This window comes from Tenacibaculum sp. M1.3A (assembly GCF_057732375.1).
On sequence record NZ_JBYJEF010000003.1, the window covers coordinates 394,798 to 417,079 of the forward strand.

Here is a 22,282-nt window from a genome sequence, read left to right on the forward strand (position 1 = left end):
GAAATTGTCTCATTATAAATTTTATATTAATTTTTAATTTACATACATGAAAGAATATTTAGATGAACTTCAAGTTTTATTAATAGAATACACTCCAAAACTTATAACGGCTATTGCTATTTTAGTTATTGGTTTGTTTATGATTAAAATGATGGTTAAGCTTTCTAAAAAAGTGATGACCAAACAAAATGTCGACCTTACGCTTCAGAAGTTTCTAGGTGATTTAGTTAGCTGGTCGCTTAAAGCATTATTGTTTGTTACCGTTATATCTCAATTAGGAGTTGCAACTACATCATTTGCTGCTATTTTAGGAGCCGCTGGTTTAGCCGTTGGTTTAGCATTACAAGGATCACTTGCTAATTTTGCTGGTGGTGCTTTAATTATGATGTTTAAGCCGTTTAAAATTGGTGATTTAATAGAAGCTCAAGGAATAACAGGTGTCGTAAAAGAAATACAAATATTTAAAACTCATGTAAATACTCCTGGTAATAAATTAGCAATTATTCCTAATGGATCATTATCTAACGGAAACATTATTAATTACACTGCGGAAGGAAACTTAAGAGTAGATTTAACTTTTGGCGTTTCTTACGATGCAGATATTAAAAAAACCAAAGAAGTTTTCTTGAAAGTTTTAACTTCTAATCCAAAAGTATTAAAAGACCCTGCGCCAACAGCAAAAGTATCTGAGCTAGCAGACAGCTCTGTAAACTTTGCGGTTAGACCTTGGGTAAAAACTGAAGATTACTGGGAAGTGCACTTTGAAACTATCGAAAGTGTAAAACTTGCATTAGACGAAGCTGGAATAGAGATTCCTTATCCACATACTGTTGAAATTCAAAAGCAAGGTTAAACTTTCTTTTTTTCAGGAATAGCTATAAAATCTTTTAAGTAAAAAGGTTCAAAATAAGCGACATCTTCGATGTCGTTTTTTTTGTACTTATTATAACTCAATACTGCCATTTCTTTTGCTGATGGAAATTTATATTCTACAAAAACAGCGTTATCATGAATAATTACATCTTTACATTTAGTTGCCCCATCACCTAAAAAATAAACTTTTCCTTTTGATAATTCTTCTTTAAAAGAATCTTCATTAATTATTTCTGCTTTAATTTCTCGTTGCTGTTCGTATGCCGAATTATAAACAGCAGAATATACTTCCATTCGACGAGCATCTAACATTGACACTATCAACCCTTCTTCAATAGCGATACTATGCGCAAGTGATTTTAAAGTTTCTATAGATATTAATGGCTTATCAATAGCAAAGCACATTCCTTTTGCTGCAGAAACCCCAATGCGAAGCCCTGTATAAGACCCAGGACCTTTACTAACTGCTACTGCATCAAGATTACTTGTTGTTACGTTAGCTTCTTTTAAAAGATCTTGAATAAAAGGGTGTAATTTTTCTGCATGAGAATAATTACCATCATTTAATTCTCTAATAGCTAAAACTTTTCCGTTTTTAGCCAAACTAACCGAACAGTTTTTAGTTGCAGTTTCTATGTTAAGTATCAATGCCACGTTGTAAAAATTTTAAGCAAAGATAGTCTTAAAAAACAAAAAACTCATCAGCTAAAAAGCGATGAGTTTTATTAAAATATAACTTGTTTTTTTAATCTAATAAAATATCTTCTCCGAAGTAAAACTTTAATACTTTGGTTTTAAACACATAATCGTATTTAGATCTAATCATTGCTCCTTCTGCATTTACTAAACGATTACGAACCTGATCGTAATCAAATTGTGTCATAGAACCATAATCATAACTTACTTGTGCGTTTTTGAAAGCTTCTTTTTGCGCTTCTAAAGAAATGTTAGCAGCTTCATATGTTTTAGCTGCTGCTTTTGCATCTAAAAATGATTTTTCTATTTCTTGTTGTAATTGTAATTTTCTACTTTCTAATGCAAACTCAGTTTGCTCTTTATTAATCACAGATTTCGCTACTCTATTACTAGTTTGAAAACGATTAAATATTGGGATGTTTAAAGATAAGCCTACGCTATAACTTAAATTACTATCTAACTGTTTCCCGAAACCATTAGGAATAGAAATTATATTACCTGTTGTAGCATCTCTTTGAGAAATTATATCTGGCTGTCCAAATGTAGTAAAATAAGAAGTGCTTGCTCCAACAGAATATGATAACGAAGGTAAATATGCTCCTTTTGCTAATTTTATTCCTAGATCAGCATTCTCTACATTTAACTTAGCTCTGTTTATTTCCGGCCTGTTGGTTAATGCTTTATTATATACTTCTTTCGCATTGTTATATAACAAAACTGATGAAGGAGAATCAATATCAATAGTTGCTACATCAAAATTTTCTACTGAAACTTGAAGTGTTTGCGCTAAACTTAATAACGCTAAATTTAACGTATTCTCCTGTACAACAACATTTTGAATATCATTAGCTGCAGTAGACTGTACATTTAACAGGTCACCTTTTGGAACTGCACCTGCCTCAAACTGAGCTTTCGCTCTGTCAATTTGCTTTTTACTTATTTCAGATTGAGTTATAGCAACTGATAGATTTTCTTTTGCAAATAATACATTCAAATAAGTGTTTACAATATTTAATGAAATATCGTTTTCGATTTTAGCTAAATCCAACTTATTTCCTTCAACACTAAACAATGCCTGTTTTTTACTATTCAAATTTCTAAAACCATTAAATATGTTTCCTCCAGCATTTAAATTAAAACTTGTTGAAAACCTATCTTGACTTGTATTAACTCCATTAGCACCTGAAGATAATCCAAAAGTGCTACCATTAGAATTGCTAAAGTTTAAGTTTGGTAAAAAATTTCCTTTTGTAATTTCAACATCTGTTTCTGCAATATCAATATTAAGCTTATTCTGCTTTATGGTAATATTGTTTTCTAGTGCGTGAGTAACACACTCTTTAAGTGTCCATTGTTTTTGAGAAAAACCAGCTAACGTTGTAAATAAAGCTGCTACTAATACAAATTTTGTTTTCAAGACGAATATTTTTTTGTTCATTAAAGTTAGTCAATTTATGTTCCAAAAAAGAAACAAAATATAACCACTTGTTTAACAGGTGATTACACAAATTGAAGTGTTTTTTAACTGTTTGATTATGAACATTAAAAGCCACAAAACCGAACAATTACTTTTTGTTTTTTTTATATGACGACCAAAAACATAATTTGTTACAAAAAACTCTTAGTTTAAAGGTTTATTTTTTGTTTTTTTATTATACCTATAAATGAAGTACGCTAAAGTGCCGACTAAAATGTAAGGAAAAACCATTAAATAGGTAATTCCGTTATTAACTCCTTCAGCAATATCTTTACTACCTCCTTCCACAACTGCTTTACACATGGCACATTGCGCAGATATATTAGCAGAAACAATTAACAAAATAAATAACAACAGTTTTTTATACATAATATGGAGATATCATTAAATATACAATTACACCTGTTACAGCAACATACAGCCATAACGGAAATGTAATTTTTGCTATTTTTTTATGCTCAGGGAAATTTCCTAAACGTGCTCTCATAAATGTTACTAAAACAAAAGGAATTACTACGATAGATAATACTATGTGCGTTATTAAAATAAAAAAGTAAATATATTTTATTGCTCCTTCACCTCCAAAATTCGTAGAATCTGAAGTCATATGATACGCTACATACATCACTAAAAACAATGCTGAACAAATAATTGCTGTGGTATTTAATTGTTCGTGTAACTTTTTATTTCCTTTTTTTATTGCTATAACTGATGCTATTAATAATACTGCTGTTAATCCGTTTACACTCGCATATATTGGAGGCAAAAATGACAACGGCTCAACGTTTGGAATTTTAATTCCGAATAAAGCTGCAACAGCCAACGGAATTACAATTGAAACAATAGTTATTAATTTTTTATATTTTTTTTCTTCAGTATTCATTTTATTCCTTCAATAATAATTTAATATCTTGTTTCAATTCTGTAATTTGATTTCCAAAGCCGTGTTCATCTAATGCTCTGTAATACATAATCGGATTTCCGTGTTCGTCGTAACGCGAACGGATATATCCGTTTTTATCAACCAATGCAAATAATCCAGAATGTTCAAATCCACCATGAGAAACCTCTCCTTTACCTGCAAATAACTTAAAGCCTTCATTAGATAAATCATAAACAATATCTTCTGATTTTCCTGTTAGTAAATGCCAATTTTTATGGTTAATTCCGTTTTTAAGCGCGTAGATTTTTAATTGATTTGAAGTATCAATTTCTGGAGTGATAGAAAAAGATGCAATTCCAAAATTAGGGTTTCCCATAAATTCATTCTGAATGGTAACCATTTCAGCATTCATTAAAGGGCAAATTGTTGGGCAAGTAGCAAAGAAAAACTCGACAACAAAAACCTTATCTTCAAAATTCTTATTTGTAATTGTTTTACCATCTTGATTTATAAATTCAAAAGCAGGAACCTTATTGAATTTATGTAAATCAGCCGTTTGAAAATGTTTTATAATCTTTGGTACGGCATAAATACCAAACAATAAAATAATAAAAGAAATACCTACGTATGAGTACTTATTTTTTTTCATTTGAAATGCTATTTTTTCTTCGGTCGTCACTACTATTATTCTTCTTCAATGCTAATTTGTATTCTACTAAAACAACACTGATATCGTCAATCATATCGTTTTTAAGTTCAGCTACAGATTTCATCGTATATCCGAATAAATTTTTATCTTCTAAACTATTAATTGTCGATTTACCTCTTCTTAGATTTAGCTCTTTATCTATAATATAAGCTTTTGGTGAATGAAAACTTTCATCTAAAGCACTTTTAGTTTTAAAACTTTCATGCAACGCTTGCATCTCTTCTGAAGAAGCAAATACAAAGTTCCATCGAGTTAAATCGGCATTAACACTTAACATTTTTTTTAAATCTTTTACAGCTTCTTTTTGACTTTCATCAACTAAAGAAATCATTTGAAAACTTACGTAATTAGAAAATTTATTATAAATTTTTTCCTTTAAATTATAAACCTCCCCTTTTACTAAGTCGATATCGTTTCCTAAAAAAGTAACTACGGTAACCCTTTTATCAAAAGAAATGCTTTTATCAATTAAAGAAATATCGATAACATCTTTAGATACTATTGGTAATTTCCCAAAATTATGTGTTCCTAATTGTAGTAATACATAGAATAACAATGGCACTATAAATAGTGCAAACAAGACAATAAATTTTTTAGTTTTACCCATATATCAGTTCTAATTAAAGTCAAAAAAAGGTGGTTAAAACCACCTTTTTTTAAAAATATTATTTGATTACCATTTTACTAATGGTGCCAATGTTTTATGCAAATAACCTCCTTCTATTAAAACTATAAATAATAGATAAGAAACTAAAAAGACTAATACCCAAACAATTGCTCTTCTAAACCATTTCTTCTCACCCTCTAAGTGCATAAATGCCCAAGCAATATAGTATGCTTTTACTAGTGTTAAGATGATAAAAAACCAGTTTAACCAACTCGTTCCCCATCCGTGTAAATGCATTGCATCTGGTTTAATAATACCAAAAGCTACTTCTACAGTCGTTATAATTGTTAAGATTGCTAAAACAATCCAAATTCTTTTTTTATTTGATTCGTGTGCGTGACCCATTTTTAATATCGCTTTTAAATTATACTAAGTAGAAAAAGGTAAATACAAATACCCAAACTAAATCTACAAAGTGCCAATATAAACCTACTTTTTCTACCATTTCATAATGCCCTCTACGCTCATAAGTACCTAGTACTACGTTAAAGAAGATAATGATATTAATGATGATTCCTGATAATACGTGAAAACCATGAAAACCTGTAATAAAGAAAAAGAAATCTGCAAAGATTGGATTACCATATTCATTTACCTCTAAGTTTGCTCCTTCAACAACTTGATTTGCTAAAGCTAATTTCGCTAAACTTTCTGCTCTAGATAAAATTATCTTTTGCTTGGTTTCAGGATTTAATTGTTCTGTTCTAATTAGCAAAGATGGATCTGCTTTAAAAGCTTCTTGAACCTGTGCTACTGAATACTGAGAAATTGTTTCTTCTTTTTCAAACCACAATCCGTTTTTACGAGTGTGCTCTACTCTATCATCTTTTCTTTCAGCATGAACAAAATCAGCTAAAGCGATTTGATGACCATCTTTTACAAACTGTAAAATATGATTATTAGAAGTTTTAACCGCTCCATAAGAACCGTTAATAAAATTTTTCCATTCCCATGCCTGAGATCCAACGAAAATAATTCCGAAAATAATGGTAGCAAACATATACCAAGCTACTTTCTTCTTTTTCATTTGATGACCAGCATCAACAGCTAATACCATTGTTACCGATGATATAATTAAAATAAATGTCATTAGCGCAACATAATACATTGGCGCATGCACACCATGTAACCCCGGAAAGTGAGTGAACACTTCATCGGCAATTGGCCATGAATCAATAAATTTAAAACGTGTTAAACCATACGCTGCTAAAAAACCTGAAAAAGTTAATGCATCAGAAACGATGAAAAACCACATCATCATTTTACCATAACTAGCGCCAAATGGTTTTTCACCACCTCCGCTCCAAGTTTCTTTGTTATCAGAATTTACAGCATTATTTGCTTCCATAAATCTCTTTTTGTTAATTTTTGTTAAAACAGTGCGTCAAAATTACGCATTTTTCATCATCTTATGAAATAGAAAAAGAAAAATAGATAAATCCATAAAACATCTACGAAATGCCAAAAGATTCCACCTAGCTCAAACCCAAGCATATCCGATGCTGAATATTTCTTTTTAAAATGATTATAAATAACCACCAACAACACAATTACACCTGCTAACAAGTGTAAAACATGCATAAATGTTATTCCTAATATAAAAGATGTAGACACAGTACTCTCTGGTCCGGTAAAATATAACCCTACAGATTTTAATTCATTAAAACCTATATATTGATACCATACAAACCCTAAACCCAATATTAAAGTGCTTAATAAAAGCCCTAATGAAGCTTTTAAATTATCTTTCTTTAAAAATTTTTGAGAGAAAATTAAGGTAATACTGCTTAAAACAATCAAAACAGTACTAATGTAAAATGCTTGGGGTAGATCGAAACTAACCCAATCATCACGCTTCATACTTATAACATAAGCACTTGTTAATCCTGCAAAAAACATTACCATACTAATCATCGAAACCCATAACATTGGTTTTGCTGATTTTCTCTTACCTGCTTTTAATTCTTCTTGTAACGTTTGTTTACTCATTAGTGTAAAAATTTATCTACCACATAAATTATGGGTACGATTGTAATATAAAAAACACTGGCTAGCATTAATTTTCTAGCATCTGTATTTTCTTCTGATTTGTATAATTTAAAAGCGTAATACAACATTAACACACCTAGCAATAATACGATTACAGCGGTTAATGGATAAATATAAAAACTACCTGTTACTTTTAAAACCGGAGCAACCGACATTAAAATCATAATACAGGTATAAAAAATTATTTGCACAATAGCTCCTTTGTCTTTTTTATTCATAGGAAGCATATGAAGGCCTGCTTTATTATATTCTTCAAACTGTAACCAACCTATTGCCCAAAAATGTGGGAATTGCCAAAAAAACTGAATCAAGAATAAAAAACCAGCTTCAACACCAAACTCGCCTGTTGCAGCAACCCATCCTAACATAAAAGGTATGGCTCCTGGAATGGCACCTACAAAAACAGCTAAAGGTGTTACAGCCTTTAAAGGCGTATAAGCACTTGTGTATAAAAAAATAGAAATTGCACCAAACAAAGCACATTTAGGATCTATTACATATAATATACCAATACCTGCAATCGTAAAAACAATTGCAATTGTTAACGCTACCGTTACGCTCATTCTACCTGCCGGCAAAGGGCGGTTTTTAGTACGCTGCATTAACGAATCAATATCTTTCTCTATAACTTGGTTAAATGCATTAGATGCACCTACCATTAAGTATCCTCCTAATGATAATAATAAAACTATGGTATAATCAATTGTTTCTGCTCCCAACAAATAACCTGTAACTGATGTAAAAACAACGCTTATAGATAAACCAACCTTGGTTAATTGTTTAAAATCGTTAAACATTGATTTTAAAGAGGGTTTAATATGTACTGGTGAGATAGAATCCACTTCTAGTTTTATTTTTTGCAAAGATATTTCTTTCTTCCTTAATGACCATAAAAAAAAATAGTAATCGAAATATAAAAAAAATAAAAAAATATTTTGCTATTTAAAAAAAGGTGTTATATTTGCACCCGCATTGAAAGCAATGCAACGTTCTTTAAAATAATTTTTGACTACGCGAAAGTAGCTCAGGGGTAGAGCATCACCTTGCCAAGGTGGGGGTCGCGGGTTCAAATCCCGTCTTTCGCTCTGAGACTTTCTTAAAAATATACCAAGTTTGATTGTATTACAATCAAATCACGCTGAAGTGGTGGAATTGGTAGACACGTTGGACTTAAAATCCAATGACCCTTGGGTCGTGCGGGTTCAAGTCCCGCCTTCAGTACTAAACCTTAACATTTATTTGTTAAGGTTTTTTTATTTTACAAACTTCCCTCCTATCTCTTCACATAACATTCCTCTAATTTTTGTACCGTTTTAAAGATTAACTCGAGTATTATCCTTACATTAAAACTCTTAAAACTAACCGATTACATATATGCAAATTGTTTTTATTTAAAACGGCATATAATTTGTAATTAATTAGGCATCTCAACGTCTATATTATTAGATTAAAACAAAAAATTATGCGTAAAATATTTTTATTACTAAGCTTAACTTTTTTTATAAACTCATTTGGTCAAACAAGTGTTTTTAATACTTTACTAAAAAAACATGTTAATAGTACTGGATTTGTAGATTATAAGAACCTACAAAAAGATGAAGCTAAACTTGATTCTTATTTAAGCTATTTAAATAAAACAACACCTCAAAGAAATTGGTCTGAAGCAAAAACCAAAGCCTTTTGGGTAAACGCTTATAATGCTTACACGATAAAAATAATCTTAGACAACTACCCTTTAAAAAGTATTTTAAATATTAAAAAGGGAGGAAAGGATGCTTGGAATATTCCGTTTGCTAACGTTGGAGGTAAAACTTACACTTTAAATCATATTGAGCATCAAATTTTACGTAAAAATTTTAATGATCCAAAAATTCATGTTGCCGTAAATTGTGCTTCAGGTTCTTGTCCGCAATTAGGTAATTTTGCTTTTACTGAAGCAAATTACGAAAGCAAGACCAATAGTTTAATGAAAAAGTTTATTAATGATTCTTCAAGAAATAAGATATCAGAAAACGACGTACAGCTTTCAAAAATTTTCGAATGGTTTAAAGGAGATTTTACGAAAAATAGTTCATTAATAGATTTTATCAACAAATACTCTAATACCAAAGTAGATGCAAACGCAACAGTTAGTTTTTTAAAGTATGACTGGAGTTTAAACGGAAAATAAATAAGATCATATCTTTTTAACAAGGAAACCTTTTAACAATTTGTATTTTTACTTTTCAATCTAAAAAAAACACATGTCAAAAACATATTACGACCCAGCGGACTTACGTAAGTTCGGAAAAATATCAGAATGGAATGAAGAGCTTGGTACTAAGTTTTTTGATTATTACAGCAAAGTATTTGAAGAAGGTGCTTTAACAGCTCGCGAAAAAAGTTTAATTGCCCTAGCTGTTGCGCATACAGAGCAATGCCCATATTGTATAGACGCTTATACAAAAGATGGTTTAGAGCGCGGAATTACTAAAGAAGAAATGATGGAAGCATTACATGTTGGTGCTGCGATAAAAAGTGGTGCAACACTAGTTCACGGAGTTCAAATGATGAATAAAGTGAATAAATTAGAAATGTAAAAACTATTTTCAAAAGTGTCTCCTCGAACATTTCTGAAATAAAGTTAGCTTTATTGAAAGTAGTATACGTAGTTTATCTAGAGATAATATTTAGCTCTCGACTGCGTTCGATCTGACAGAAACTAATATATAAAGATGAAAAAGTCCCTTCAAGCAAGAAATAATGACTTGGCAAATACACAACGTCAATTAGAAATTTTATCAAACGGAATTTTCGCTGATGGAGAGTTACCTACGTTCGCAAAAAAAATAAAGGAAACAAATCAGTTTCCGCTTCGCCCTAAAAAGCTAGAGATTCTTCAAATTAACTTAGGTTATATGTGTAACCAAGTTTGTGCGCACTGCCATGTAGATGCTGGCCCTGATCGTAAAGAGATCATGACTACCGAAACCATGCAGCAATGCTTAGATGTTATTAAAAAAACAGAAGCACATACGTTAGATTTAACAGGTGGCGCACCAGAAATGAATCCTAATTTTAGATGGTTTGTTGAAGAAGCATCAAAAGCAGGAATTAAAGATTTTATTGTACGTTCTAACTTAACGATTATAAGAGCTAATAAGAAATACTACGATTTACCTGAGTTCTTTAAAAAGCACAATGTGCACGTAGTTTCTTCAATGCCACACTGGACACGTGGAAAAACTGACAAGCAACGTGGTGATGGTGTTTTTGATAAATCTATTAAAGCGCTTCAAATGCTGAATGAAGTTGGATACGGAACTGAAGGATCTGATTTAAAATTAGATTTAGTTTACAATCCGTCAGGAGCATTTTTACCTGGAGATCAAGCAGCTTTAGAGAACGACTTTAAAAAAGCTTTAAAAGATGATTTTAATATTGATTTTCATAATTTATTTGCCATCACAAACTTACCAATAAGTAGGTTTTTAGATTATTTAATTGCTTCAGAAAATTATGAAGAATACATGCATTCTTTAGTAGAGGCTTATAATCCGATGGCTGTTGAAAACGTAATGTGTACAAATACATTATCGATAAGCTGGGACGGAAATTTGTATGACTGTGATTTTAATCAAATGTTAAACTTAAAAGTTAACTCGAAAGTAAAACACATTTCAGAATATAACGAAGAGTTATTACAAGATAGAAATATAATTATCAATCAACATTGTTATGGTTGTACTGCTGGCGCTGGTAGTAGTTGCCAAGGTGTTGTTGCTTAATAAAAAATTAAAAGCCCTCTAAACAGAGAGCTTTTAATTCGTTTTATAAACACGGCCCCTCTATAGTTCTAGTAGAACCATCAGGCAATGTATACGTTGTTGTTTCTGACTTACAAGGATCTTCTTCTTCACAAGAAGTAAACATAGCAACAAAGACTAATAATGAGACTAATTTTAAGACTTTTTTCATTTCAATTTAAATTTTTAAAAGCTCAAATATAACCACATTATGTTTAAATTTTTAGTTATTTTTCTAATCTCTATTACTTGTTTTTCTCAAAAAGATTTAAATCAGTTATTAAAAAAACACAATACTAAAAACGTTCCGTATATATCTGTAGAAACTTTAGCGCTACCCAACACAAAAACCATTTTATTAGACGCTAGAGAGACTGATGAATTTAACGTTAGTCATTTAAAAGATGCTATTTCAGTTGGCTATAATAATTTTAAGCTCTCCGAAATTACACAAAAATTACCCGACGATAAAGACACTAAAATTGTAGTTTATTGCTCTTTAGGAATTCGTTCTGAAACGATTGCTTATAAATTAATAAAAGAAGGCTATACAAATGTTTATAATCTTTACGGAGGAATTTTTGAATGGAAAAATGCAAACTTTAAAGTACAAGATACTTTAGGTAATAATACAGAAAAAATACATACTTTTAACAAACGATGGAGCAAGTGGCTCTTAAAAGGAGAAAAAGTTTATGACTAAAAACTTATTATTAATCTTCACTAGAAATCCTGAATTAGGAAAAGCAAAAACACGCTTAGCCAAAACAGTTGGTGATGAAACTGCTTTAGAAATTTACAAATTCCTACTTAATAAAACCAAAGAAGTTACAACCAATTTATCTTGCGATAAAGCGGTTTACTACTCGGTTAAAGTTCGTGAAAATGATATTTGGAATACCGATGTATTTCAAAAACACCAACAAGAAGGCGAAGACTTAGGTATTAGAATGTTAAATGCTTTTAAAGACGGATTTAAAACTGGTTATAAAAAAGTAATGATTATTGGCAGCGATTTATACGATTTAACTCCAAATCATATTAACGATGCTTTTTCTAAACTAGATACTAATGATGTAGTAATTGGCCCTGCTGAAGATGGTGGTTATTATCTTTTAGGAATGAAAAATCTACAATCCGCTATTTTTAAAAATAAAAAATGGGGTACAGCAACAGTAAGAAAAGACACTCTTAACGACTTACATAAAGTAAGCGTACATTTATTAGAAGAACTTAATGATGTTGATGTTTTTGATGACATTAAAAACCACAAAGCATTTCAACACTTTTTATAAATAATGTCTTCTCGAGCGCAGTCGAGAGGTTTTAATTAAGGTCTCGACTGCGCTCGACCTGACAAAAGAACTTAAATAAGTTCAGTACAAATGAAAAAACAACAACTACAAGAAACAACAGATTTTTTAAAATCTAACGGAATTATAAATCCTGAAATCGGAATTGTTTTAGGAACAGGTTTAGGAAAATTAGTTAACGAGATAAATATCGAAAAAGAAATTACGTATGCTGATATTCCGAATTTCCCGCAAGCAACAGTCGAGTTTCATTCAGGTAAATTAATTTACGGAACCTTATCAGGAAAAAAAGTACTAGTAATGTCTGGGCGTTTTCACGTATACGAAGGCTACAATCTTTGGGAAGTTACCTACGGAATAAGAACAATGCATAGTTTAGGAATCAATACTCTATTAATTTCTAATGCTGCAGGTGCTATCAATCTTACTTATAAAAAAGGAGATTTAATGTTATTAGAAGATCATTTAAATCTACAAGGAGGTTCGCCACTAGCATTTAAAGGAGCCAATGATTTCGGAAACATTTTTGCCGATATGTTAGCACCTTATTCGAAAAAAATTAATGGTTTACTGAAAGAAATTGCAGTAGTAAACAACATTCAATTGCACGAAGGTATGTATGCAAGTGTTGTAGGGCCGCAACTAGAAACCAGAGCAGAATACAGAATGTTGCAAATTTTAGAAGCAGATGCTGTTGGTATGAGTACTGTACCAGAAGTTATCGTTGCTAAACAATTAAATTTACCATGTGCTGCTATTTCAGTTTTAACAGATGAATGTGACCCAAAGAATTTACAACCTGTAGATATTGCAGAAATTATTGCTGTTGCTGGTAAAGCAGAACCAAAAATGATTACTTTATTTAAAGAATTAATTAACCAATTATAAATACCTATTTTAGGCACACACAACTAAAAAACGAAAACAAATGAGTTATTTAGAAACCACACACAACGTATATAAAGAAGCAGCTTTAACACCAGATGTTGGCTTATGCTGCACTACTAATCCTATTTGGGAATTACCTGGTTTAAAAATTCCGAAAATCATGCAAGAAATGAACTATGGTTGTGGTTCTACAGTGCATGCACGCGATTTAACCAACAACCCAAAAATGTTATATGTTGGTGTTGGTGGCGGAATGGAATTATTACAATTTGCTTATTTTAACAGAAATAAAGGTGGTGTAATTGGTTTAGATGTAGTTGATGAAATGTTAGAAGCATCTCGAAAAAACTTTATCGTTGCCGAAGAACAAAACGATTGGTTTAAAAGCGATTTTGTTGATTTACGCAAAGGTGATGCTATGAACTTACCTGTTGATGATAATTCAATTGATGTTGCTGCCCAAAACTGTTTATTTAACATTTTTAAGTCGGATGATTTAAAAAAGGCAATTGCCGAAATGTACCGAGTAATAAAGCCTCACGGAAAATTAGTAATGAGCGATCCTACTTGCGAGCAAGAGATGAATGAAGAATTGCGTAACGACGAACGTTTGCGTGCCTTATGTTTAAGCGGTAGTTTAACAATTGCCGATTATGTAAAAGCGTTAACAGATGCTGGTTTCGGAACCATAGAAATTAGAGCCCGTAAACCATATCGTATTTTAGACCCAAAGAACTACCCAACAGATGAATTAATTTATATAGAATCTATTGAGGTTGCCGCTATTAAAGATCCAATGCCAGCGGATGGTCCTTGTATTTTTACAGGAAAAGCAGCAATTTATTACGGTGATCAAGATTATTTTGATGATGGATTAGGACATACTTTATTAAAAAATCAGCCATTAGCTATTTGTGATAAAACAGCCGCAGCTTTAAAAGCTTTAGGCAGAGATGATATTTTCTTCTCAGAATCTACCTATCATTATGATGGTGGTGGATGTTGCTAAAAACAGCAAAACTCATAAGAGAACCTCATGTAATTATGAGGTTTTTTTGTTTTACAAAAATAGTTTTAACCTTTACTCCTTTTCTAATAGCTTTGCATAAAATTAGCTACTCGATTATAATATTAAAAACAGCAAAAATGAGAATACTCTTAGCAATTTGCATCACTGCAATACTTACTTTATCTTCTTGTAAACAAAACAGCAAAAAATATTTAAAAGAAGTAAAACCAGCTATAGCGACAAACAATATTCAATTTAAAAACAAAGCACATCAACTAGTATATCAAACGGTAGAAAAAACAGGTAATTACAGTACGCTTTCATCAAAAAAAGATGTGGTTTATACGTATACTTATAAAACTCCGGATGGCAAAACAGATACATCAACCGAAAAATATATATTTAATAACGAGTTGTCTTATGGTTTGTATACTAAACATGAAAGAACGCTTACGCATTTGGCTGGTAATATAGAACAAGGTTATGATGGTAAAGAATTTTGGTTAAAAAATAACGGAGAAATCATCTTAGATTCTATTGCTTTAAAAAAAGTCGCTTTTAACAGGCCTACCAACTTTTATTGGTTTACAATGATTCAGAAATTACTAGATCCAGGTGTAAATTACGAATATATAAAAGAAGAAATTATTGATACTGCTAAATACGATATTGTTAAAATTACGTTTAATTCTAAAGACAATAAACCAAAGGATATTTACCAATTATACATTAATAAAAATACTAAATTAATAGATCAGTTTCTTTTTACTGTTGTTGATTTTGGTAAAACTGATCCTTTTTTAATGAAATTACAGTACGAAAATGTTGAAGGCATTCTTATACCTACTAAAAGAAAATACAAAAACTCTAATTGGAATGCAGAAGTAACCAATAAACCTTGGATATTTGTAAACTGGACGAACATAAAGTTTAACAACGGTATAAAAATTGCTGACTTTAAAAAATAAATTAAGAGTTCTTTAAAGCTCTAACTAATAAAAAACTTAAAAACAGAATTTGATTAATAGCCTGATGAAAACACTTAAAGAAATATACCATAAGCTTATAGAAAAGAAAAATTTAATCCGTTTATTAAAATACGCAACCGGTTTGGCTATTTTTATATTGCTATCAATTTTACTACTATTCTCTTTGGTGTATTTTGAAGTGTTTGGCACTTTACCTAACAACGAAAAATTATCATCTGTAATAAATGAAGAAGCCTCTTTAATATATTCTTCGGATGATGTAATTATCGGTAAAATTTTTACAGAAAACCGCACCAACATCAACATATCACAAATACCAAATCATTTAAAAGAAGCTTTAATTGCTACTGAAGATAAACGTTTTTATACTCATAATGGTTATGATGGTCAGAGCTATGCAAGAGTGTTATTTAAAAGTATTTTAATGCAAGATGCTTCTGGTGGTGGCGGAAGTACAATTACACAACAATTAATTAAAAACTTATTCGGACGAAAGTATCACGGTTTTTTAAGCATGCCCATAAATAAGATTAAAGAACTTATTATTGCTAGCAGAATGGAAGGCTTGTATTCTAAAAACGAGATACTTCAATTGTATTTTAATTCGGTTCCTTTTGGTGAAAATATTTTCGGAATAGAATCTGCCGCTAATCGATTTTTTAATAAAAAGGCGAATGAGTTAAATGCCGAAGAATCTGCTGTGTTGGTTGGTATGTTAAAAGCAAACACCTATTACAACCCAAGGTTGAATCCTGAAAATGCTTTAAGCAGGAGAAATATCGTTCTTCAGCTTATGAAAAACGAACAGTATTTAAATACTAAAACTACAGACAGTTTACAAAAATTACCACTTACACTAAGCTATAAAAACCTCGATTTAAAAACAACTGCTGGTTATTTTTCTTATCAAGTAAAGAAAAAAGCTGTTAAAATAATAGATAGTATTAATGAAACAAGAAATATAAAACACAATATAGAAGCCGACGGTTTAAAAATATATACCACGTTAAATTACAGTATTCAAAAAATCGCCGAAAAAGCGGCTAAAGAACAACTTATAGTTAAACAAAAAGAGCTAGATAAAGAGTTACAATCGAATAGTTTAAAAAACAACTGGTTAAAAAAGAACCGTTTTTCTTCTGAAAAAGACAAACAAAACAAAACCTTTAAGTTGTTCGATTGGGATAGCACTAAAACGATAACAGGTACTAAAATTGATAGTTTATGGCATTATGCAAAAATGCTTAATGCGTCTGTATTGGTTACGAATCCTAAAAACGGAGCAGTGATCAGTTGGGTTGGTGGAAATAATTTTAAAATGCTTCCTTTTGATATGGTTTTATCACATCGTCAAATAGCTTCTGCCTTTAAACCCATTTTATATGCTACCGCGTTAGAAAATGGTATTTCACCTTGCGACTATTTTGACAACGAAGAAAAAACATATTCCGAATTTAATAATTGGAAACCTCAAAATGCCGATTACAAAACTACTCCAGATAATAAAGTTGCGCTATGGAATGCCTTAATTCATTCTATGAATTTACCAACTATCGATCTTTATTTTAAGCTCGAAAGAGAATTGTTAATCAATTACTGTGAAAAACTACAGTTTCCTAAAATTACCAATAACGCTCCCTCTATTGCTTTAGGAACACTAGACTTATCATTGTCTGAAATAACAAAAGCGTACGGTAGCTTTGCTAATAATGGCGCCATGAACGACTTGTACATGATTACTAAAATTACCGATAAAGAAGGTGCTATTATTTATGAAAGTAAAGAGCAAAAAGCCGAAGAAGTCTTTAAAAAAGGAACAACTGAAACACTAACAGCCATTTTACAAAAAGCTGTTGACCAAGGTACAGGAGCTAAGATTAGAAACACTTATAAAATTAAAAGTCAGCTTGCTGCTAAAACAGGTACCGCGCAAAATTATACAGATGCTTGGTTTCTTGCCTATACACCCAATATTGTTTTTGGTACTTGGGTAGGAACCTCAAAAAACACCATACATTTTAAAAGCGGAAAAGGTTCTGGCTCGTCATTGGCCTTGCCTATTGTTGCCAACATTATTAAAGAAATAGAGAAAGACGCTGAGCTAAGTAAAAAATACTTGACGGATTTTGATATTCCGCAAGATGTTTACGAATCAATAAAATGCCCTGCTTACAGACAAAAAGGAATTAAAGGTTTTTTTAATAGACTTTTTGGCAAGAAGAAAAAGAAAGAAGACTAGTCTTTACATTTTTGAATTGCTTAGTTTTATTTTAACTTGTTTTCTGATAACTTAGCTAGCGCTGAACTTATTAATTGAAAATCATGTTCATTTGAGCAATAAAAAAATATTATGACTACAGAAAAAATTATACTTACAATCCTAACAAGCTCAGTTATTACTGCTTTTTTATCTGCTTATTTTCAAAAAAGGTTACAAAAGTCTGACTACAAACTTAAATACTTTGAAAAAGTTACTGAAAAAAGGCTTTATTCATATGAATTAGCAAATCAAACAACAAGCTTATTGAAAGTAATGACCGCTGAAAATAGTAAGCCATGGCCATTTATTATGGGCAGTATTGAAATTTATAATGACTTCATGGTAAAATTAACTCTGACGACCTTGCACAACATCTGGTTTTCAGATGTCCTTAGCAATAAACTAACAGAACTAAATATATTTTTAAAAAATATAGAGACAGAGCATCAATTTAAAACCGATAATGAAATTCAAGAGGTTGGTAAAGCTTGTTTATATGATTTAAGGCTCCTGTCTCAGGAAATATCAGAAGTATTACACAGTGATTTTAAAAATTTAAATGATATTAATTCATTCAATAAAAAATCAAAAAAGAAATTTCTACTAAAATAAAAAAGATGAAGTTCTTAAAAAATTTTCACTTAATACACTACTATGAAAGAGGTTACTACTTTTATTTTAAGAATCTGATTATTTCTACTTAAAGGCTATTATAAATAGTTAACAAACCCTAGGCAAACAACGTAGCGAAAGCCTCTTCTATTTTACCAACTAAAACTAGTTTTATACCGTGATTTTTAGAAGATATTTTATTGTATTTCGAGGCTACTAAAGTTTTATACCCTAGTTTTTCAGCTTCTAAAATACGCTGATCAATTTTAGAAACCGGTCGTATTTCTCCTGCCAAACCAACTTCGGCAGCAAAACAAACATTCGGATTAATCGCTAAATCTTGATTCGATGATAAAATCGCTGCAACAACCGCTAAATCTATCGCAGGATCATCTACATGAATTCCGCCTGTAACATTTAAAAACACATCTTTTGCGCCTAATTTAAAGCCTGCTCTTTTTTCTAGAACAGCTAAAATCATGTGCAATCTTTTTAAATTATAACCTGTTGTAGATCGTTGTGGTGTACCATAAACTGCGGTAGAGACCAAGGCCTGAATTTCGATCATTAAAGGACGAATACCTTCTAAAGTGGATGCAATTGCGGTTCCGCTTAAATCAGCATCTTTTTTTGAAATTAATATTTCAGACGGGTTAGATACTTCTCGTAATCCGGTTGACAGCATTTCGTAAATTCCGAGTTCTGCAGTAGAACCAAATCGGTTTTTCTGAGAGCGTAATATTCTATAGGTATGATTTCTGTCGCCTTCAAACTGCAAAACAACATCTACCATGTGTTCTAAAATTTTAGGCCCTGCAATGTGTCCTTCTTTATTAATATGACCAATTAATAATACCGGAGTTGAAGTTTCTTTGGCGAATTTTATAAGTTCTGCTGAAGTTTCACGGATTTGAGAAATACTTCCTGGTGACGCTTCAATAGAGTTTGTATGTAAGGTTTGAATAGAATCAATCACCAAAACATCTGGTTTAACTTCTTCTATATTTTTAAATATTTGCTGTGTATTTGTTTCAGTAAGAATTAAGCAATTAGAATTTGTAGCTTCTAAACGCTCAGCTCGCATTTTAATTTGCGACTGACTTTCTTCACCCGAAACGTACAATACTTTTTGCGGAATTTTTAAAGCAATTTGCAATAACAACGTCGATTTACCAATTCCGGGTTCACCACCTAATAAAACAACGGCTCCTTTTACAATTCCGCCACCTAAAACAGTGTCTAATTCGCTGTTTTTAGTTTCAACACGCTCTTCTTGATTCAACTGAATATCTTGTACTCTTAAAGGCGTAGAAACTCTTTTTTTATTGTTTTCTGGCGTTTTCCAACTTCTTTTTTCTTCTTTCTGAATTACCTCTTCAACAATGGTATTCCATTCTTTACAAGTATTGCATTGTCCTGCCCATTGCGCGTGTTGCGCTCCGCAGTTTTGACAGAAAAAAGTAGTTTTGGTTTTGGCCATTTAAAATAGATTGGAAGTTTTAAAATACTCAATAGTAATGTTCAAAGTTACAAACTAATATCTAATACTATTGATTATTTTTAGCCTCTGTATAAATTTTATCCTAAAAAATATTGATCCCTAAAACTGAATTTATTTTAGTTTCTAATTTACCAAAGTTATGCGATGCTGAAATAAATTCAGTATGACGGATGTATGATTTTTATAATCACGAAAACAGCTTCTTAAACACAGCCGAACAAAAATAGTTTATAACTAAAGTTTATAAAGAAACTGCGTTAGCGATTGAGCGGTATGCTTGAGCTCTTTTTTGTTTTTTCAAAAAAAGCGAGTAGCGAAAGCGCGACCTGCAAGGTAACGCCTTATTACTTTTTATTTTTATTGTAGATAGGTAATAACAAGAATGCTAAGCCTCCAAAAACAATAATCATTGCTGTTTGGGCTGTCCACATAATCCAACCAAAAGCGGTTGCTGGCTCTTCTGCAATACCAAATAAAGCTAAGGCACCTGCAACAGCTACCGGATATAAACCGATACCTCCGTTGGTTGCTGCAATACTAAATCCGCCTGCAATAAAACCTATTAAAACGCCTCCTAAAGGAACACTTAAGCCATCTATTGCCGGTATTGTTGCCCAGAACATTAGTACATACATTAACCAAATAAATACGGTATGAAAAATAAACGCCCATTTATTCTTCATTTTAAAGATGCTCATAACTCCTTCAACTAATCCTGAAATAAAGTTTTTTATTTTTAGACCAATTCCTGATGTTGCTTTTTTTACATATCTCGAAAAGATGAATCCGACTACGATAAGAACTGCTAATATCGCCCCTATTTTAAGTGGATTAAAATTCTTTGTTAATAATTCATATATAAAATCGAACTGTACAAATAATGTAATCGCGATGATACTTAACATCATAATTAAATCAGCCATTCTTTCGGCTACAATGGTTCCAAAACCTTTTTCGAAGGGAATGTTTTCATAATTTGTCATAACCGCAGCACGAGAAACCTCTCCTGCCCTTGGCACTGCATAATTAACCAGATAGGCAACTAAAACAGCCATAGCGCTATTACCAAAATCTGGCTTATACCCCATTGGTTCTAGTAAAAACTTCCAACGATATGCTCTAGACAAGTGACTTAAAAGTCCGAAGAACAATCCTAAAGCTATCCACCAATAATTTGCCTCCTTGAAGTAATCTAACAAAGTTGCTATAGAGACTTTTGATAAAGAGTACCAAACCAAAAAACCTCCCAAAACGAGAGGTAATATAATTTTTAATGCTTTTTTAATATTCAAAACTATGTAAGGGTATTATCTTCTTCGTTAGGAAAAACCAAAGAAGGTTTAAAGTTTTTAGCCTCTTCTAGTTCCATAAAAGCATATACGATAAGTATTAAAACATCGCCTTTTGCCACTTTTCTGGCAGCGGCACCATTTAAGGTAATTTCGCCACTATTCCTAGGACCAGGAATTGCATATGTTTCCAAACGTTCGCCATTATTGTTATTCACAATCTGAACACGTTCTCCTTCAATAATTCCCGCTGCATCCATTAAATCTTCATCAATGGTAATGCTTCCTATATAATTTAAATCGGCACCCGTAACTTTTACGCGGTGGATTTTAGATTTTACTACTTGTACTAACATAGTGCAAAAATAGTTTTTTAATGATTAATGAGTTGTTTTTGAATGATTTTATTTTAAACGGATATTATCTATCAATCTAATTTCTCCTGCAAAAACAGCAATAAAAGCACGATATTTATGTTCAGACTCTTTTTTTACGATGGTTTCTAATGTTTTTTCATTAGCTATTGTAAAATACTCTAATTCTAATAACGGATGCTTCTGAAACTGTTTTTGTACCCATTCAGTAACTTCTACTGCACTATTTATGCCAAATTTCTTCTTTGCTTTTTTAAGTATTTTATAAATAAAAGGAGCTGTTTTTCGATGTTCTTTTGTTAATCTCGTATTACGTGAGCTCATTGCTAAACCATCTTCTTCTCTATAAATATCACAGCCTTTTATCTTTACCGGAAGCGCATTTTTTTCAACCATTTTTTTGATGATTTGTAACTGCTGAAAATCTTTTTTCCCGAAATAAGCAACATCAGGCTCCACAATTTCGAACAATGTTTTCACGATAGTTCCTACACCGTTAAAATGACCGTCTCTAAATTTCCCTTCCATTTGATGCTCTAGTCCGTCAAAACTAAAATTCTCTGATTCAATATTTTTATTATATATTTCTTCTACAGACGGGAAAAATAAAACATCGCAATCAACACTTTCTAAAAGCTTTACATCGCTATCAAACGTTTTTGGATATTTAACTAAATCCTCTTTATTATCAAATTGTGTAGGGTTCACAAAAATACTTACAACAGTTATATCATTCATTTTCTTTGCCTTTTTAACAAGTGATAAATGCCCTTCGTGTAAGGCTCCCATAGTAGGAACGAATCCGATAGATTTATTATTGATTTTTACTTTTGATAAAAATTCTTTTAATTCTAATTTAGTTTTATAAACTTTCATTCTATTATAGTTGAAATGCGTGCAAAATTAGC

General features: G+C 31.3%; 26 protein-coding genes and 2 tRNA genes. 13 read left to right on the forward strand and 15 right to left on the reverse strand.

All coding sequences use genetic code 11. The features are described 5' to 3' along the window. Nucleotides 1-46 precede the first annotated feature (46 nt). The gene (locus AC28QF_RS07220; RefSeq protein ID WP_488200956.1) at nt 47-853 is read left to right on the forward strand and encodes a mechanosensitive ion channel family protein; all 807 of its coding nucleotides are present in this window, start codon (nt 47-49) and stop codon (nt 851-853) included. Here the strand turns inward: AC28QF_RS07220 and tsaB are convergent. The 10 genes from tsaB to cyoE form a co-directional block, all read right to left on the reverse strand. After that, entirely contained in the window at nt 850-1,527 is a 678-nt protein-coding gene (gene tsaB, locus AC28QF_RS07225; RefSeq protein WP_488200955.1) for a tRNA (adenosine(37)-N6)-threonylcarbamoyltransferase complex dimerization subunit type 1 TsaB, read from the reverse strand. The genes AC28QF_RS07220 and tsaB overlap by 4 nt on opposite strands. Before the next feature lie 91 nt (nt 1,528-1,618). Beyond that, nucleotides 1,619-2,986, reverse strand: coding sequence for a TolC family protein (locus tag AC28QF_RS07230; RefSeq protein ID WP_488200954.1), 1,368 nt, complete (start codon nt 2,984-2,986; stop codon nt 1,619-1,621). Between the two features lie 204 nt (nt 2,987-3,190). Next, nucleotides 3,191-3,415, reverse strand: coding sequence for a hypothetical protein (locus tag AC28QF_RS07235; protein WP_488200953.1), 225 nt, complete (start codon nt 3,413-3,415; stop codon nt 3,191-3,193). Further along, complete coding sequence (locus AC28QF_RS07240) at nt 3,408-3,929, reverse strand: DUF420 domain-containing protein (RefSeq protein WP_488200952.1); 522 nt, start codon at nt 3,927-3,929, stop codon at nt 3,408-3,410. The genes AC28QF_RS07235 and AC28QF_RS07240 overlap by 8 nt, the downstream gene beginning before the upstream one ends. 1 nt (nt 3,930) lies before the next feature. Next, on the reverse strand, nt 3,931-4,578 hold the full coding sequence (locus AC28QF_RS07245) for an SCO family protein (protein WP_488200951.1): 648 nt from the start codon (nt 4,576-4,578) through the stop codon (nt 3,931-3,933). After that, a complete protein-coding gene (locus AC28QF_RS07250) occupies nt 4,565-5,245 on the reverse strand; it encodes a hypothetical protein (protein WP_488200950.1) in 681 nt (226 codons plus the stop codon). Before AC28QF_RS07250 ends, AC28QF_RS07245 begins: the two co-directional genes overlap by 14 nt. A gap of 66 nt (nt 5,246-5,311) precedes the next feature. Then, nucleotides 5,312-5,650 (reverse strand): cytochrome C oxidase subunit IV family protein, encoded by a 339-nt coding sequence (locus AC28QF_RS07255; RefSeq protein ID WP_488200949.1) that lies wholly within the window; start codon nt 5,648-5,650, stop codon nt 5,312-5,314. A 19-nt stretch (nt 5,651-5,669) separates the two neighbouring features. Then, complete coding sequence (locus AC28QF_RS07260) at nt 5,670-6,653, reverse strand: cytochrome c oxidase subunit 3 (protein WP_488200948.1); 984 nt, start codon at nt 6,651-6,653, stop codon at nt 5,670-5,672. A 56-nt stretch (nt 6,654-6,709) separates the two neighbouring features. Then, a complete protein-coding gene (locus AC28QF_RS07265) occupies nt 6,710-7,294 on the reverse strand; it encodes a cytochrome c oxidase subunit 3 (RefSeq protein WP_488200947.1) in 585 nt (194 codons plus the stop codon). Continuing rightward, entirely contained in the window at nt 7,294-8,151 is an 858-nt protein-coding gene (cyoE, locus tag AC28QF_RS07270; protein ID WP_488201233.1) for a heme o synthase, read from the reverse strand. Before cyoE ends, AC28QF_RS07265 begins: the two co-directional genes overlap by 1 nt. A 216-nt stretch (nt 8,152-8,367) precedes the next feature. On the opposite strand from cyoE, the gene AC28QF_RS07275 reads away from it, so the two are divergent. From AC28QF_RS07275 to arsS, 5 genes are all read left to right on the forward strand, one after another. Beyond that, a tRNA-Gly gene (locus AC28QF_RS07275) sits at nt 8,368-8,439 on the forward strand. A 52-nt stretch (nt 8,440-8,491) separates the two neighbouring features. Next, nucleotides 8,492-8,575 (forward strand) — tRNA-Leu (locus tag AC28QF_RS07280). Nucleotides 8,576-8,816: 241 nt separating this feature from the next. Continuing rightward, nucleotides 8,817-9,524 carry a DUF547 domain-containing protein gene (locus AC28QF_RS07285; protein ID WP_488200946.1) on the forward strand — a complete coding sequence of 236 codons (708 nt, stop codon included), beginning with the start codon at nt 8,817-8,819 and terminating at the stop codon, nt 9,522-9,524. A 73-nt stretch (nt 9,525-9,597) separates the two neighbouring features. Continuing rightward, nucleotides 9,598-9,933, forward strand: a complete 336-nt coding sequence (locus AC28QF_RS07290; protein ID WP_488200945.1) for an arsenosugar biosynthesis-associated peroxidase-like protein — start codon at nt 9,598-9,600, stop codon at nt 9,931-9,933. A gap of 135 nt (nt 9,934-10,068) precedes the next feature. Then, complete coding sequence (gene arsS, locus AC28QF_RS07295; protein ID WP_488200944.1) at nt 10,069-11,121, forward strand: arsenosugar biosynthesis radical SAM (seleno)protein ArsS; 1,053 nt, start codon at nt 10,069-10,071, stop codon at nt 11,119-11,121. Between the two features lie 43 nt (nt 11,122-11,164). On the opposite strand, the gene AC28QF_RS07300 is transcribed toward arsS, so the two are convergent. Further along, nucleotides 11,165-11,311 carry a hypothetical protein gene (locus tag AC28QF_RS07300; protein ID WP_488200943.1) on the reverse strand — a complete coding sequence of 49 codons (147 nt, stop codon included), beginning with the start codon at nt 11,309-11,311 and terminating at the stop codon, nt 11,165-11,167. Nucleotides 11,312-11,350: 39 nt separating this feature from the next. Between AC28QF_RS07300 and AC28QF_RS07305 the strand changes: the two genes are divergently transcribed. From AC28QF_RS07305 to AC28QF_RS07335, 7 genes are all read left to right on the forward strand, one after another. After that, entirely contained in the window at nt 11,351-11,842 is a 492-nt protein-coding gene (locus AC28QF_RS07305; RefSeq protein ID WP_488200942.1) for a rhodanese-like domain-containing protein, read from the forward strand. Then, a complete protein-coding gene (locus AC28QF_RS07310; protein ID WP_488200941.1) occupies nt 11,835-12,434 on the forward strand; it encodes a TIGR04282 family arsenosugar biosynthesis glycosyltransferase in 600 nt (199 codons plus the stop codon). The genes AC28QF_RS07305 and AC28QF_RS07310 overlap by 8 nt, the downstream gene beginning before the upstream one ends. Before the next feature lie 90 nt (nt 12,435-12,524). Next, nucleotides 12,525-13,340, forward strand: a complete 816-nt coding sequence (locus AC28QF_RS07315) for a purine-nucleoside phosphorylase (RefSeq protein ID WP_488200940.1) — start codon at nt 12,525-12,527, stop codon at nt 13,338-13,340. Between the two features lie 40 nt (nt 13,341-13,380). Beyond that, nucleotides 13,381-14,349, forward strand: coding sequence for an arsenosugar biosynthesis arsenite methyltransferase ArsM (arsM, locus tag AC28QF_RS07320; RefSeq protein ID WP_488200939.1), 969 nt, complete (start codon nt 13,381-13,383; stop codon nt 14,347-14,349). Between the two features lie 137 nt (nt 14,350-14,486). Then, entirely contained in the window at nt 14,487-15,317 is an 831-nt protein-coding gene (locus AC28QF_RS07325) for a hypothetical protein (RefSeq protein WP_488200938.1), read from the forward strand. 64 nt (nt 15,318-15,381) lie between these two features. Beyond that, the gene (locus AC28QF_RS07330) at nt 15,382-17,577 is read left to right on the forward strand and encodes a transglycosylase domain-containing protein (RefSeq protein ID WP_488200937.1); all 2,196 of its coding nucleotides are present in this window, start codon (nt 15,382-15,384) and stop codon (nt 17,575-17,577) included. 111 nt (nt 17,578-17,688) lie between these two features. Further along, nucleotides 17,689-18,210 carry a hypothetical protein gene (locus AC28QF_RS07335; RefSeq protein ID WP_488200936.1) on the forward strand — a complete coding sequence of 174 codons (522 nt, stop codon included), beginning with the start codon at nt 17,689-17,691 and terminating at the stop codon, nt 18,208-18,210. A gap of 118 nt (nt 18,211-18,328) precedes the next feature. On the opposite strand, the gene radA is transcribed toward AC28QF_RS07335, so the two are convergent. The 4 genes from radA to panC all read right to left on the reverse strand — a co-directional run bounded on the left by radA (nt 18,329) and on the right by panC (nt 22,250). Then, nucleotides 18,329-19,690 (reverse strand): DNA repair protein RadA, encoded by a 1,362-nt coding sequence (gene radA / locus AC28QF_RS07340; RefSeq protein ID WP_488200935.1) that lies wholly within the window; start codon nt 19,688-19,690, stop codon nt 18,329-18,331. A 365-nt stretch (nt 19,691-20,055) separates the two neighbouring features. Continuing rightward, nucleotides 20,056-21,003 carry a lysylphosphatidylglycerol synthase transmembrane domain-containing protein gene (locus tag AC28QF_RS07345; protein WP_488200934.1) on the reverse strand — a complete coding sequence of 316 codons (948 nt, stop codon included), beginning with the start codon at nt 21,001-21,003 and terminating at the stop codon, nt 20,056-20,058. A 2-nt stretch (nt 21,004-21,005) separates the two neighbouring features. Further along, nucleotides 21,006-21,356 (reverse strand): aspartate 1-decarboxylase, encoded by a 351-nt coding sequence (panD, locus tag AC28QF_RS07350; RefSeq protein WP_218772008.1) that lies wholly within the window; start codon nt 21,354-21,356, stop codon nt 21,006-21,008. A 48-nt stretch (nt 21,357-21,404) separates the two neighbouring features. Continuing rightward, the gene (panC, locus tag AC28QF_RS07355) at nt 21,405-22,250 is read right to left on the reverse strand and encodes a pantoate--beta-alanine ligase (protein WP_488200933.1); all 846 of its coding nucleotides are present in this window, start codon (nt 22,248-22,250) and stop codon (nt 21,405-21,407) included. Between the last annotated feature and the right edge of the window lie 32 nt (nt 22,251-22,282).